Origin of the sequence: Sphaerotilus microaerophilus, from assembly GCF_023734135.1 — a bacterium.
GTDB classification, from domain to species: Bacteria; Pseudomonadota; Gammaproteobacteria; order Burkholderiales; family Burkholderiaceae_C; genus Sphaerotilus; species Sphaerotilus microaerophilus.
Window position 1 is genome coordinate 5,451,877 of the sequence record NZ_AP025730.1, and the last position, 13,826, is coordinate 5,465,702.

Annotated in this window: 15 protein-coding genes; 3 read left to right on the forward strand and 12 right to left on the reverse strand. The window is 66.9% G+C overall.

Features of this window, described 5'->3' with window-relative positions; genetic code table 11:
• Window positions 1-6 precede the first annotated feature (6 nt).
• From NGK70_RS23505 to nosZ, 9 genes are all read right to left on the reverse strand, one after another.
• Window positions 7-522, reverse strand: coding sequence for a hypothetical protein (locus NGK70_RS23505; RefSeq protein WP_251970870.1), 516 nt, complete (start codon window positions 520-522; stop codon window positions 7-9).
• Window positions 519-1,397, reverse strand: coding sequence for an ABC transporter ATP-binding protein (locus NGK70_RS23510; protein WP_251970871.1), 879 nt, complete (start codon window positions 1,395-1,397; stop codon window positions 519-521). Before NGK70_RS23510 ends, NGK70_RS23505 begins: the two co-directional genes overlap by 4 nt.
• Window positions 1,398-1,482: 85 nt before the next feature.
• Window positions 1,483-2,466, reverse strand: a complete 984-nt coding sequence (locus NGK70_RS23515; protein ID WP_251970872.1) for a NapH/MauN family ferredoxin-type protein — start codon at window positions 2,464-2,466, stop codon at window positions 1,483-1,485.
• Window positions 2,463-3,368: a 4Fe-4S dicluster domain-containing protein gene (locus NGK70_RS23520; RefSeq protein WP_251970873.1), complete on the reverse strand. Its 906-nt coding sequence runs from the start codon at window positions 3,366-3,368 to the stop codon at window positions 2,463-2,465. The genes NGK70_RS23515 and NGK70_RS23520 overlap by 4 nt, the downstream gene beginning before the upstream one ends.
• Window positions 3,365-4,801 (reverse strand): nitrous oxide reductase family maturation protein NosD, encoded by a 1,437-nt coding sequence (gene nosD / locus NGK70_RS23525; protein ID WP_251970874.1) that lies wholly within the window; start codon window positions 4,799-4,801, stop codon window positions 3,365-3,367. Before nosD ends, NGK70_RS23520 begins: the two co-directional genes overlap by 4 nt.
• Window positions 4,798-5,817, reverse strand: a complete 1,020-nt coding sequence (locus NGK70_RS23530; protein ID WP_251970875.1) for a hypothetical protein — start codon at window positions 5,815-5,817, stop codon at window positions 4,798-4,800. The genes nosD and NGK70_RS23530 overlap by 4 nt, the downstream gene beginning before the upstream one ends.
• 86 nt (window positions 5,818-5,903) lie before the next feature.
• Complete coding sequence (locus NGK70_RS23535) at window positions 5,904-6,638, reverse strand: c-type cytochrome (protein ID WP_251970876.1); 735 nt, start codon at window positions 6,636-6,638, stop codon at window positions 5,904-5,906.
• 34 nt (window positions 6,639-6,672) lie between these two features.
• Complete coding sequence (locus NGK70_RS23540; RefSeq protein WP_251970877.1) at window positions 6,673-6,984, reverse strand: c-type cytochrome; 312 nt, start codon at window positions 6,982-6,984, stop codon at window positions 6,673-6,675.
• A 185-nt stretch (window positions 6,985-7,169) separates the two neighbouring features.
• On the reverse strand, window positions 7,170-9,461 hold the full coding sequence (gene nosZ / locus NGK70_RS23545; RefSeq protein WP_251970878.1) for a Sec-dependent nitrous-oxide reductase: 2,292 nt from the start codon (window positions 9,459-9,461) through the stop codon (window positions 7,170-7,172).
• A gap of 211 nt (window positions 9,462-9,672) precedes the next feature.
• On the opposite strand from nosZ, the gene NGK70_RS23550 reads away from it, so the two are divergent.
• Entirely contained in the window at window positions 9,673-10,200 is a 528-nt protein-coding gene (locus NGK70_RS23550) for a hypothetical protein (protein WP_251970879.1), read from the forward strand.
• A 27-nt stretch (window positions 10,201-10,227) separates the two neighbouring features.
• Here the strand turns inward: NGK70_RS23550 and nhaR are convergent, their stop codons facing one another.
• Entirely contained in the window at window positions 10,228-11,124 is an 897-nt protein-coding gene (gene nhaR, locus NGK70_RS23555) for a transcriptional activator NhaR (protein ID WP_251970880.1), read from the reverse strand.
• 111 nt (window positions 11,125-11,235) lie between these two features.
• On the opposite strand from nhaR, the gene NGK70_RS23560 reads away from it, so the two are divergent.
• Together NGK70_RS23560 and NGK70_RS23565 are read left to right on the forward strand one after the other, a co-directional pair.
• On the forward strand, window positions 11,236-12,015 hold the full coding sequence (locus tag NGK70_RS23560) for a TerC family protein (protein ID WP_251970881.1): 780 nt from the start codon (window positions 11,236-11,238) through the stop codon (window positions 12,013-12,015).
• 50 nt (window positions 12,016-12,065) lie between these two features.
• A complete protein-coding gene (locus NGK70_RS23565) occupies window positions 12,066-12,764 on the forward strand; it encodes a Bax inhibitor-1/YccA family protein (RefSeq protein WP_251970882.1) in 699 nt (232 codons plus the stop codon).
• 88 nt (window positions 12,765-12,852) lie between these two features.
• Here the strand turns inward: NGK70_RS23565 and NGK70_RS23570 are convergent, their stop codons facing one another.
• Window positions 12,853-13,023 carry a hypothetical protein gene (locus tag NGK70_RS23570; protein ID WP_251970883.1) on the reverse strand — a complete coding sequence of 57 codons (171 nt, stop codon included), beginning with the start codon at window positions 13,021-13,023 and terminating at the stop codon, window positions 12,853-12,855.
• An 82-nt stretch (window positions 13,024-13,105) separates the two neighbouring features.
• Entirely contained in the window at window positions 13,106-13,798 is a 693-nt protein-coding gene (locus tag NGK70_RS23575; protein WP_251970884.1) for a NapC/NirT family cytochrome c, read from the reverse strand.
• Window positions 13,799-13,826 lie beyond the last annotated feature (28 nt).

A 13,826-nucleotide genomic window follows, 5' to 3' on the forward strand; every position in this document is an offset into this window, starting at 1 on the left:
CCCTTCTCAGCGTGCACGGGCAAGCACGTGCTCGCCCATCGTGCGGAAATCGACCGAACCGGCCTGCGGATGGCGCGTGGCGCCAAAGTTGTAACCCATGGGAGAGGTCTTGGTGAGGTACTGGGCCAAGCGGGCGTCCAGCCACTGCGGCATCGCGCCGCGACTGAAGACATCGGCCACCCACAGGCGGGTGGTCGGCTCGGCCATCCAGGGATGGGCCTGGGCCTGGTCGCGCAGCCAGAAGACCGCGCAGCCGATGTCGTCGAAATTGAACAGCTGGCGTGGGCCTGCACCGGCCAACCCGACGGCGAAGCGGCGATCGGAGATCACCATGCGGCAGCGGTTGCAGGTGTCACGGTCCCACTTGATGGGCTGCATGCCCTCGGGCCAGCCCTCCTCGCGGCTGCAGCCACCCAGGACGGTGAGGGCCGTGAGCGAGGCCAGCGCCCCCATCAGCGGGCTGAAGGCGAAGCCGGCCGCCAGCAGGGCGCGCCGGGTCGGCTGAACCGGCGGCTGCGTCATGCCGACTCCTGCTCGCGCAGCTGGAGGTCCTGGATCAGCCCGACGTAGCGCGAGATCATGCCCAGGAAGCGCAGCCGGTCGGCACCCGCCACGCGGCCCTGCCAGACCTGGCCCGCGCCGGGGTCGCCCACATCGCCGACATCGGCGAAGTGCCACTCGCCCAGCGCCCGCGCCAGCGCGGCATCGGCGCGGCGCACCACCACGCGGGCATCGAGCACGCTGGTCAGGTTGGCATCGTCGGCCACGCGGTCGTCGAGCACCACCTTGCCCAGGTCCAGCTCGATCACCCGGTTGACCAGCGAGGAGACCTCGTTGAGCCGGTGGCTGGAGATCAGCATGGTCGCGTCCTGGACGCGCTCGGCCAGGAGCTCGAAGAACACCTTGCGCGCCGCTGGGTCCAGGTTGGCGGCCGGCTCGTCGAGGATGAGTACGCGCGCATCGCGGCCCAGCGCGATGGCGATCAGCAGCTTCTGCTTCATGCCGCCGGACAGGCGCACGAAGGGGCGGTCCATGATCGGCGCGGTATCCAGCCCAAGCCGGGCGGCCAGCTCGACGATGCGCTGCGGCGGCGTGCCGCACAGGCTGGCGGCAAAGTCGATCAGCCGGCCCACCGGCATCTTCAGCGGCGGCGGCAGCTGCGGCACGAAGCCCACCGTGCCCAGCACCGCCGTGCGCTCGTTGCGCGGCGAGCGCCCGCCGATGGTGATGATGCCCTCGTGGGTGTACTCGCCCAGCAGGCAGCGCACCAGCGTGGTCTTGCCCGCGCCGTTGGAGCCGATCAACGCGACCCGCTCACCCGGCCCGATGTCGAGCTCGATGCCATCGAGCACGCGGGCCCGGCGAAAGGTCTTGGAAACAGAGGCGATGCGAATCATGGGAGAAACGAGCAGGGCGGGCGGGACGGAACAGGACGGGTGACCGGGCGTCATCCTCGCCGCAATCGCTGTCGGTCAACTTGACCTACAACAATTTAGACAGGCCCTTGACGTCAAACTTGAGCGATCCGCTCGGGCAGGTGTCCACGCACAGGCCGCAGCGGGTGCAGTCCGGGCCGATGGGCACCTCGGTGTCCACCGCGCGGCCCTTGATGACCGTGTCGAGCACGTGCGGCACCAGGCAGACCTTGCGGCAATCGCCCTCGTGGAAGCAGCCTTCCAGCGTGTACTTGACGCGCAGCGGCGAGACGATGCCCACCACGCCGTAGGTCAGCCCGATCGGGCAGGCGTAGCGGCACCAGGCACGGCGGGAGAAGAACACCTCGAAGAACAGCAGCGCGATCACCCACAGCAGCGCCAGGCCCGGGCCGTAGATCAGCGCCCGCGAGAGGATGCCGGTGGGCGAGATGGCCTCGTACACCGTGTAGCCGGTGCCCAGCGCCAGCAGCGCGAAGATCAGCCAGAACACCACGCGCAGGCGCCGGTCGATCGGCGCATCAGACACGAGCTTCTTCTCGGCCAGCCACAGGTGCAGCTTCTCGGCCCACTCGGCCAGCAGGTGGTACGGGCACACCCAGGAGCAGAAGGTGCGCCCGCCCAGCAGTGCCCAGCCCACCAGGATGGTGCCGGTGCCGATCAGCAGGTTCACGATGATGTGCTTGTGCGCCAGCATCACCTGCAGGGCCGAGTTCAGGTCGATCAGGTGGAAGCCGACGAAGCGCGAGGCAGTCAGCGAGCCCTCCAGCAACTGCACGTCCAGCCAGTACGACAGCACGAACAGCAGGTTGGCGGTGATCAGCGTGGCCCAGCGGCGGTTGCGCCAGGTGTTCTTCTTGACCGCATGGGCGCGCGCGTGCTTCTTCTCGGCGATGAAGTCGCGGTTGCCCTGCTTGAAGAAGTGGATCTTCTGCGCCGCGGGGGCGATGTCGCCCTCCTCCGGGCGCTTCGGCTCGCGGCCGAACATGAGGAGGATCTGCTCGCCGAAGCGTTTTCTCAACGGGTTGTTCATGCTCGCCACACCTCCCGCGGCACCACCTCGATGGCCGCCTGTTCGACCGGGCAGACCATCTCGCACACGCCGCAGCCCACGCAGGGCTCGTGCACCACGGGCTGGCGGCGCTGGCGGCCATCGGCCAGCGTGACGGTCTCGATCGAGATCGCCTGCGCCACCGGGCACTCGCGCACGCACAGGTCGCACTCGGGCACGTCGTAGGGGTGATCGGCCACGGGAATCGGCTTCCAGCGGTCCACCTCCATGTAGCGCATGCGGCCCTTGAAGTCGGCTCCGCGCGCCTGGCCCTTGAAGCCCTTGCCCTGCAATGCCAGGCAGGACTCGGGCCGGGTCAGCCGCGCCACGCCGATGCGCTCGGTCAGGTTCAGCGTCGGCTCCGGGTCCTTCTGCTTGGCCTTGAGCACGGGCTTGGCGGCCAGGCCGGCACCGCTGCGGGGCTTGAGGAAGTCGGGCTTGTGGTAGGTCAGCGCCCCGGTCGGGCAGGCCAGGATGCACTGCACCGCATCGCAGGAAAAGTCGCAGGCCTGGTCGCGCGCGGCGATGTAGGGCGCGCCCACCCCGAAGCCATCGACCAGGTCGGCCAGCTTGATCGCATTGACCGGACAGACCTGCACGCACTGGCCGCACTTGATGCAAGAGGCCAGGAAGTCCTTCTCGTCCAGCGCACCGGGCGGGCGCAGGCGCTGGCGCTGCGCGTAGGCCAGCGGCAGCCAGCCCGACAGCGCCGCGCCCATCACCCCGCCGGAGAGCAGGATCGTGTGCAGCACGCGGCGGCGCGCCTGCTGCTGCCGTTCGCGCGACATGCGCTGCGCTGCGGTCAGCGCCGGCTTGCGTGGCGCGGGTGAGGATGCGGCCGGCTCGGGCGCCGCAGACGGCGAGTCCTTGGGGTCATCGCTCATGATCGACTCTCCAGCGTGTTCAGCGTCGGGCGATGCTGGCGCGGTTTGTCGTCGCGCAGCTGCAGGTCGGGAGACGAGAACGGCGCCAGGCGCTCCAGGAAGTCCAGCATCTCCAGCACTGGCGAGGTCTTGAAGAAGCGCGCCGCCGGGATCTCCATCCAGATCTGGTCGGCGTAGGCGTAGTGCTCGTGCGGCTGGTCGCCGACACCGTCGCCATTGCGGTCGAAGCCCTGGTACGTGTCAAACCAGTTGCCGACCCAGCGGTTCTCGGTCCCGTTGCTGTGCCCGGCACGCACGATGTCAGTAAGGTTGCCCTCGAAGAGGTTGTCGGCCAGCACGTTGCCACCCAACTCGCTGGTGAGCTGGATGGCGATGCCGTTGTAGGCGAAGCGGTTGCGGTTGAAGCGAATCGTCGTGTTGGGCTGGAAGGGCGAGATGTCCGACCCGACGCCGATGGCCGAGTAGATGATCTCGTTGTCCTCGATGAAGATGTCCGACGCTTCCTTGAACCCCAGCGCCATCCCGGTGGCCCCGGTGGCATGCGAGATCAGGTTGTGCCGCGCACCGCCACCTTCGCAGTACATGTAGTACACGCCCACCGCGTTGTCGATGAAGCGGTTGTGCTCCACCACGTTGCGGTTGGCAAACATGAAGTGGATCGAGTAGCGGCTGCGCCGGCCCTCGTTGCGCAGGTAGACGTTGTCGTTCGAGTACCAGGCCACCATGTCGCGCGAGTCGGTGATCAGGTTGCCCTCGATGCGGTTGCGGTGGCTGTACCACAGGCGGATGGCGTCGCCGCGCACGCCGAGTTCGGCCGGCTTGGAGCGCACCCGGTTGCCACGCAGCAGGTTGTCGCTGGACTGCTTGAGGTCGATGCCGAACAGGCAGTCGGCGATGGTCACATCCTCGATGGTGTTGCGGTGGCCGCGCAGGTTCAGGCAGCCGTCATCGGAGTCGTGCGAGTCGCCCGAGCCGGTGATGGTCAGGTGGCGCAGCGTCGCGCCGTTGGTCTCGACCACGAAGACAGTGCCCTTGTCGCCGCCATCGACCACCACCTCGCCCTGGCCAACGATGGTCAGCGGCTTCTTGAGGTGCACCGGCCCGGCGTAGCGGCCCGAGGGCACATTCAGCACCGCGCCTTCGGGGGCAGCGTCGATCAAGGCCTGCAAGGGCTTCAGGCCATGGATGCGTTTGTCGCGCTGGTACAGCGGGATCAGCTCCACCGGCTTGTCCACGTCGACACGCGGCGCGGTGGCGAGGTCGGAGGCCGCCACGCGGGGCTTGTCGCCCGGGCTGTCGGCCTCGCTGGCGCTCTCACGGGCGCCGAAGGGGGCGAGCTGTGCCGCCGCGGTCAGCGCCAAGCCGGCACAGGCCAGCCAGGCCGCACGGGCCATCGTACGGGCCATCGCACGCACGACCTTCCGGTGGCTCATGCCAGGCTCCCGGCGGCCTCTTCGCGCAGCTGCTTGCGGCGCAGCAGCAGCGCCACCAGCAGGCAGGCCGACGCCGCGAGCAGCAGCGCGTAGCCGTAGTGCGGGTAGGAGAAGGTCGAGAACTGCGCCACCTTGCCCTCGCCGAACACGGTGGGCATGAAGGGCTTGACCGTGAAGGCCCCCCAGGGGTGCAGGTTATGGCCGAAGAACCAGAGCCAGGTGGCGTACTCGATGACGAAGAAGACGGGCAGCAGCGCCGGCACCAGCGCCATCAGCAACTCGAAGCTGCGCAGCTTGGCCACGCCGGCAAACACGATGCCCATCGCCAGCACCAGCACACCCACCACGACCTTCGTCACGAGCGTGACGTTGTCGCCCCAGGCACGGATCTTCTCGGGCTCCTTGAAGAAGGTCCCTGCCTCGTCCACGTAGGCCTTCACATGGCTGGCCAGGTGGCCGAGCACGAACTGGTCCACCACCGCCCACACCGCCACCGCGGAAAAGCCCACGCCCAGCACCAGCAGGCGGGTGCGCCGCTCGATTGCCGCAAAGGCCAGCAGCATCACCGCGAAGAAGCCGAAGAAGAACTTCGCCAGCGGCTTTTCCACCGGCGCGCCGGTGGAGATCGGGAACATGCCGACGTAGTGATTGATCGTGTTCATCTCATGGACGCAGTCCAGGCCCTTGGCGTCCTTGTTGACATCCTTCTTGGCGTCCAGCACCGGGTTGTAGCGCTCGGTGTCCTTGGCCAGGTCTTCCTGCAGCGTCTCGTTGGCCAGCTGCGAGCCCCTCACGGCGGCCTTGCAGCCGTTGTGAACGCCGTCGAAATGGAAGTGGATGCGGATGCCGTCGGGGAAGGCGTCCTTCGGGTAGTTCGGCGCGGTCAACGACACCCACCAGATCGGGGCGAAGTAGGCAGCGACCATCGCGAGTAGGGCCACCAGAGTGAGCAGACGGATCAGACGGGTCTGCTTGCGGGTGGCGGGACTGGCGGAGGTGGCGAGTGCAGCGGGCATGGGGATGGAGTTGGAGTCAGGGAGGCGCGGCGGTCCGTGATGACAGGCGGGGAATGCAGAGCCCTCCCCGCCCCAGCGCCATCAGGTCACTTCTTCTTTGCCGCAGGCTTGGCCTTGCACATCGCACCGGGCATGACCAGGCTGGACTGGTAGGCCGAAATGGCCACCAGCTGTTCGTTGGTGTAGGGCTTGATGACCTTGACCATGTCCGGGTTGGCATTGCGGCGGTGGCCGTCGCGGATCTCGGTCATCTGGCGCAGCAGGTACTTGTAGTGCTGGCCGGCGATCACCGGATAGAACTTCTCCTTGTTGCCCTCGCCGGTCTTGCCGTGGCACTCCAGGCACTGCTTCTCGTAGAGATCCTTGCCGGCGGCGATCTGGGCTGCGGCATCCTTGCCCTCGTAGGCACCGTGGGTAGGCGGAATGCACAGGCTGTTGATGTACGCGGCGGCGTCGGCCAGCTCCTGCGGGTCGGTCAACGAGATCGCGAAGGGGTACATCGTCGGGTTGTCGCGCAGGCCTGCGCGGATGTCGGCCATCTGCTTGATCAGCACCGTGGAGTGCTGGCCGGCCAGCTGCGGGAAGGTGCCGTCCGGACGCCCCGCGCCCGAGGGCAGGTGACAGGCGCCGCAGACCTCGTAGGCCTCCTCGCCTTCCTTGACGCGGCCCTTCATCTTGAGGGCCTCCATCTTCTCGCCCTCCTGGGCGTTCCACTTGTAGTCCTTGCCTTCGATGCCGGACTTGTGCGGCGCCGGAGCGGCGGCCAAGGCGATGGTGGCCGTCAACATCGCGGCGGCCAACAGGGTCAGTTTCTTCATCATGGTGATCTCTCCTGGAGCGCAGGTGCGGCTGGAATCAGGGCTTGAGCTTGGACAGGTACTCGGCGATGTCCTTGATCTCGGCATCGGACACCAGGTGCATCACGCCCTTCATCGCGGCGCTGTTGCCGTTGGCGCGGGCGCCGCTCTTGATGTCCAGCATCTGCTTCTCGATGTACTTGGCGTTCTGGCCAGCAATCTTGGGGTAGTCCGGCATCAGCGGCTTGTTGCCGGTGGGGCCGTGGCAGGCGTTGCAGGTCTTGTCCTTGTAGAGCGCCGCGCCATCGGCAGCAAGGACCGGGGTCAGGGCGAAGGCACCCAACAGGGCGCCGATGACGAGTTGCTTCATGAAGGGTTCCTCTGCACGGGGGTAGGTTGGAGGGAGCAAAAACAAGGATAGGCGGGCGGGTAAGCGGCGCGCGATGACCCAGTTCAAGGAAAACCACACGCTGCCGGCAGGGTCATGGCGGCGGCAAGAACAAAAAAAGGGGCGGATTGCTCCGCCCCCGTTGCGCATGCCCGAGGGCCGCGGTCTTACTTGACCTTCTTGGCGCCGTTCTGTTCGAGGAAGGTCTTGGCACGCAGGCCGAGGTCAGCCGTCTTGACCTGGTATTGCCAGATCTGCTCGGCCCACAGGTTGGCGTTTTCCCAATCCTTCTTCGCGGCAGCGGCCTCGTGCTTGGGCTTCAGGTCCTTGGTCTTGCCGAGCTGGTCGAAGGCGTCGTCCACCATCGCGACCACTTCCGGGAAGTCCTTGTAGTTCACGCTGGTGATGTAGGCCACCACCGAGTCGATCACCGCCTGGGTATCGGCCACCTTCTTCAGCGTGGCCTTGTAGTCGGCCTCGGTGTAGTTGCCGGCCGCCAGGTTGGTCTTGGTGGGCTTCCAGCCCTTGGGCTTGACCAGCAGGTAGCCCTGCATTTCCAGGTGCAGCGCCGAGCAGAACTCGGTGCAGTAGTACGGATACACACCTTCCTTGTCGGCCTTGAACTTCACCGTCACGGTCTTGCCGGGTTCGATCGACGCGTGGGTGTTGTAGGTCGACACGGTGAAGCCGTGCGTCTCGTCCTGGGCGCGCTCCAGATTGGTCAGGTGGATGGTGACCTCATCGCCCACCTCGACCTCGATGGTCTCGGGCGTGATGTGCGAGCGGATCAGGGTGCCGAACACCTCGACCTTATTGCCCTTCTTGACCGTCTTCTCTTCGCCGGCCTTGACCGCACCCGGGTGCTTCTCGTCGGTGCGGCTGTCGGTGCCGACCTTGTAGCGCACGGCCGGCTTGAGCTTGTTGGCGGCGATGGACACCGCGTAGTGCGGCTCACCCAGCGGCAGCGGCATGTCGTACAGCAGCTGCATCTTGTCGCCGCTGATGTCGATCAGCTGGTGGTTCTGCGGGTGCAGCGGTCCCACCGGCACGAAGCGGTCGATGGCCAGCTTGTTCAGCGCCACCAGGTACTTGCCGCCCGGCTTGGTGGAGTCGCCCTCCATCGCCATCAGGTGGCCAATGTTGTAGTGCACGCTGATCTTGTCGAGCACCTTGCCTTCGCAGTAGTTCCACTTGGCGACCTGCGAGTCCACGTACAGCGAGGTGTAGGCCACGCAGGACTTGCTGTCGTACTGCGTATGCAGGGGCCCCAGGCCCAGCGACACCTGGGTGTGCAGCGCATCCTTCATCGCGATGACCGGGATGCCGTACGGGTCCTTGGACTCGAACTTGCCGGCCTTGATCGCAGCCTGGATCTTCTCGAAGCTGTAGACCGACACGTGCGTGTCGAGCTTGCCGGCCACCACGAGCAGCTTGCCGTCCGGGGTCACGTCCACACCGTGGGGCGACTTGGGCTCCGGGATCAGGAAGAGGATGCCTTCCTTGATCGCCGTGTCCATCATGATCACGTCGTGGCCGTTGATCTTCTTGGCCTTGCCTGCAGCCACCAACTCGGCCGCACGCTTCCAGTTGACGACGTGCAGGTAGTCGGTGTCCTTGGCGGAGCAGCCGGCCTCATAGGGCGGGCGGCCCTTCTCGATGCCGCCGACATAGCGCTCCGAGCAGAAGCTGTTGGTGAAGCTCCAGCCGTCGGACGGGCCCTTGCCGAAGTCCGACAGGTCCTGCGAGTACGGCGGGAGTTCGAGCGAGAAGCTCTTCTTCTCGTCGATGCGCCCGGCCTTGCGGTCAAACTTCCAGTAAGTGACGCCGCCGCGGTACTTCTCGTTGAACTCCTCCAGCGGGTAGAACTTCTTGTTCTCCAGCGGCGCGGCGTATTGGGCCGCCTCGATGATGTAGTCGGTGTTCGGGCTGACGAACGTACCGCCGTGCTCGGACTTGAAGATCGGGTTGACGACGATCTGCTTGGTCTCGAAGTCACGCAGGTCGATCACCGCAATGCGCGGGTTGGCCTTGTCGTTGATGAACAGGAACTGGCCGTCGTATTCGCCATTGGTCTCGGAGATCGCCGGGTGGTGGGTGTCGCCCCAGGTGATGTCCTTGCCGTCGATGCGGCCCTGCTTGAGCACGGCCTTGCTGTTCTCGTCGTAGCCGTAGCCCTGCCAGGGCTCGGGCGTGAACACCGCGACGTACTTCAGGATGCGCATCGAGGGCACCCCGTAGACGATCACCTGGCCGGATTGGCCGCCCGAACTGAAGGTCACGAACTCGTCGCGCTTGCCGGTGGGCACGTAGGTCTTGGCCGCGGCCAACAGATCCTGCTGGCTCAGGCCGCGGTTCTTCATCACGTCCTGCAGCGAGTCGCTGGCAAAGGCACCGGTGGCGATGAGGGCTGCGCCAGCGACGGTCGCCAGGCGCCAGCGTTGCATCGAGCTGATTTTCATGGTTCTCTCCAGGGGGTTCGATGTGAGTACCGATCCATGCGCAATGCATGGAATACGTGCCGGGTCACAACGCAGGGAGCAGTCTCGGCCCCCAGGCAAATACCGATCCTTGAACCAGTTCAAGTAAAGAAACGACAGCCCCGCGAGGGTGCAGCAGCGCAACACACGGGCGGGGCATCGGGCCGTATGCTGGCTCCCCATGAGGTCGTCGATGTCCTGGGGCGGGGTTCCGTCGCCCGCTGCGCCCCCCTCCTCCCTGCGCCGCAGAACGCCGTTCGGCCGGCTGGCCGCTGCCCTGTTGCTGGCCACCCTGCTGGGCGCCTGCGCCGCCGTCCCGCTCCTGTGGCAGCGCTGGCTGGCGCCCCCCTGGGGCGAGGTCACCGCACAGACCGCCCCCGGCTGCGACCTGCAGCGCAGTGCCTGCCGGGCCACCTTTGAGGATGGCTCGGCGCTGGAACTGGCGCTGGCCCCGCGGCCGGTGCCGTCCAACCAACCAATCGCACTGCGCCTGCGCCCGCTCGGCTTCGAGCCGCGGACCGTGAGCGTGGACCTGAACGGCGAAACCATGAACATGGGGCCCAACCACGTCGACCTGGCGCCGGGCCCCGACGGCCGCTGGATCGGTTCGACCTCGCTGACGGCCTGCATCACCGGTCGCATGGCGTGGATCCTGGTCGTGCGTGCGCCCGTCGGCGGCGGGGAGCGGGTGGCGCGCTTTCGCTTCGAGACCGGCGGCTGACGCGCCGCACGCCGCACGCCGCATCGGTCAGCTTGCCAGGAAGCGCTCCCGCGCCGACGCGGTGATCGCCACGACGCAGGGGTGAGTCACCCGCCGCTCCACCGAGATGGCGAAGAACTCCTCCACCAGCTCGCTGCTGCGCCCCAGCACCTGCACGCCGTACTGGGCACAGGTTTCGTCCTCCAGCACCGTGGGCGACATGAACACGCCCCGCCCCTCGGCGCCAAAGGCCTTGAGCAGCGCGGCGTCGTCGAATTCGCCGATCAGACGTGGGCGCAACCCCTGCTCGCTGAGCCACAGATCCAGGCGCTGTCGCATCGCCGAGGCACGGCCCTGGATCAGCATCGGAGCGCCATCCAGGCAGGCCGGGAATTCGGGCCCCAGCGTGGCGCGCAAGCCGTTCGCGGCAAAGAAACTCATCGCCGTGGTGCCCAGCGCATGGTTGAAGGCCTTGACGCTGGTGCGCCGGCTCATCGGCTCGTCGGCGATCACCAGGTCCAGGCGCTGCACCGACAGCTGGGCCAGCAGGTCGGGCATCTTGCCCTCGTGGCCGATCAGGCGCACGGGCCGGTCCAGCGCCAGCGCCGGCTCCAGCAACCGATAGGCAATCGACTTGGGCACTGCGTCGGCGATGCCGACCCGGAAGTCCAGCGACTGCTCGTCGCCCAGCGTGCGGCCCAGCGCGGCCTCCAGCTCCGTGCCCAGCGCGAAGATCTGGTCTGCGTAGCGCAGCGCGGTGCGGCCGTCCTCGGTCAGCTCCAGGCGCCGGCCGCTCTTGCGCAGCAGCGTGCACCCCAAGCGCCCTTCCAGCAGCTTGATCTGGGTGGACAGTGTCTGCGGCGTGATGTGCAGCTGCTCGCTGGCACGCACCACGCCACCGGCCTTGGCGGTGGCCCAGAAGTAGTACAGGTGTTTGTAGTTCACTTCTGTTTTCTCGAACTGACGTGTTCAATCAATCGACTTTACGCGAAGTCAATCAACCCGTACCTTTCGCACCTGTCTACATCCAAGGGGCCCCGGGGTCCACTTGCCGCCATGGAACTGCTGCTGGATCCGAACGTCTGGATCGCCTTCGCGATGCTCACCGCCCTGGAGATCGTCCTGGGCGTGGACAACATCATCTTCATCTCCATCCTGGTGGGCCGCCTGCCGGTGCATCTGCGTGACCAGGCCCGCCGGCTCGGCCTGGGCTTCGCGATGCTGTCACGCCTGGCGCTGCTGTTCTCGCTGAGTTGGGTGATGGGCCTGAAGGACGACCTCTTCCAGGTGCTGGGCCAGGGCATCAGCGGGCGTGACCTGGTGCTGCTGTTCGGTGGCCTGTTCCTGCTCTACAAGGCCTCGCACGAAATCTTCGTGGAGGTCGAGGCCCGCGAGGAGGACGGCCCGCCCGCCACCGACGCAGCCACGATGAAGGCTGCCGGCTCGCGCATGTTCTGGGCCATCATCGGCCAGATCGCGGTGATCGACATCGTCTTCTCGCTCGACTCGGTGATCACCGCGGTAGGCATGGTCGACCAGATCGGCGTCATGGTCGCGGCCGTCGTCGCCTCGGTGGGCATCATGCTGGTGGCGGCCAAGCCGATCGGCGAGTTCGTCGACCGCCACCCGTCGGTCAAGGTGCTGGCGCTGGCCTTCCTGGTGATGGTGGGCATGGCGCTGACGGCCGAGGCCTTCGAGATGCACGTGCCCAAGGGCTACATCTACGCGGCCATGGCCTTCTCGCTCGCGGTCGAGGCACTCAATCTCCGCGCCCGGGCCAAGCGCCTGGCGCACGCCGCCGCTGCCGGCCAGGAGAACCGGGCCACGTCTTCCTGACGCGGGCCGCCCATCCCCCCCTCTCGTTTCAACCACCCAGGAGCCTGTCGATGAGCACTCCCCTGTCCCAGACGGCTGCGTACTACGGCAGCCCCGTCCTTTCCGCCGCCGAACGCAACCGCGTGCTGCGCAACACCTACTGGCTGCTCGCGCTGTCGATGGTGCCCACCGTGCTGGGCGCCTGGATCGGCGTCGCCACCGGGCTGGCCCGGGCGATGTCGCCGGGCGTCGGCCTGGTGGTCTTCCTGGTCGGCTCGTTCGGCCTGATGTTCGCCATCGAGAAGACCAAGAACTCCGCCGCCGGCGTGCCGGTGCTGCTGGCCTTCACCTTCTTCATGGGGCTGATGCTCTCGCGCCTGGTCGGCGCGGTGCTGGGCCTGAGCAATGGCGCCAACCTGATCATGCTGGCCTTTGCCGGCACGGGAGGTGTGTTCTTCGCAATGGCCACGCTGTCCAGCGTGATCAAGCGCGACCTGAGCGGCATGGGCCGCTGGCTGTTCATCGGCGCGATGGTGCTGATGGTGGTCGGCATCGCCAACGTCTTCATCCAGTCCAGCGCGCTGATGATGGCACTGTCGGTGCTGGCGGTGGGGATCTTCTCGGCCTTCATCCTGCACGACCTCAAGCGCGTGCGCGATGGCGAGGAGACCAACTACATCACCGCCACGCTGGGCGTGTACCTGAGCCTGTACAACGTCTTCCAGTCGCTGCTGGCCATCTTCGGCCTGGGCGGCGGCAGCGACGACTGACCGTTCGCGCAGCGCGCCAGCTTCTCTCCCGGCGGGCCGTGGTCCCGCCTTCAGCGGCCCGGCGGGGCCGCTTTTTTGTGCCTGCGGATCAGCGTGCCACGGGCTGGGCGGCCACCGGGGCAGAGGCAGGCGCATCCGGCGCGCCCGCGTAGAGCTGCACGCCCACCGACATCAGGCCCACGGCGAGGGCGATCTTGATCCAGTCCATCAGGTCCACGGTACGACTCCGGTTGATCGGCGGCGGTGGGTTCACCGCCATGGAGCCGATCGTGCCCGCAGGCGCGCCGCGAATCCTTCAACTGGGTCAGGAAATGCGCAGTCCGTGACCGCGACGCGCCGTTTCAGCGCGACGCCGCCTCGGAGGCAGCCTGCGCGGCTTGATTGGGGTTGACCACCCCCGGGCTGCTCGGGTCGGCCGGCGCCTCCTTGGGCGCGCCGATGTGCTGCTCCACCGGCGGCAAGGTGTGCGCAATGCCCTTGTGGCAGTCGATGCAGGTCTGGCCGGCGTTGAAGGCCACCTGGTGCTTGGCCGACGAGCGCTGGTTCTGCTCGGCGTAGTCCATCGACTCGAAGTGGTGGCAGTTGCGGCACTCGCGGCTGTCGGTGCGCTTCATGCGGTCCCACTCGTGCTGGGCCAGCTCGGCGCGCTTGGCGTTGAACTTCTCCGGTGTGTCGATGCTGCCCAGCACCTTGTGCAGCACCTCGTTGCTCGCCTGGATCTTGCGGATCATCTTGTGCCCCCACTCCTTGGGCACGTGGCAGTCCGGGCAGGTGGCCCGGACGCCGGTGCGGTTCTGGTAGTGGATGGTGTTGCGGTACTCGGCGTAGACGTTGTCACGCATCTCGTGGCAGGAGATGCAGAACTCCTCGCGGTTGGTCCATTCCATCGCGGTGTTGAAGCCGCCCCAGAACAGGATGCCTGCCACGAAGGTGCTGGCGAGGATGCCGAAGCGGCGCGTCTTCACCGCCGCCCAGCCCCGTGCGATCAGGCCCGGGCGGGCCACCTTGTCGTTGTCAGTCGATTGGTCAGCCATGGTGGAACTCCTCCTTGCCGCTCATCGG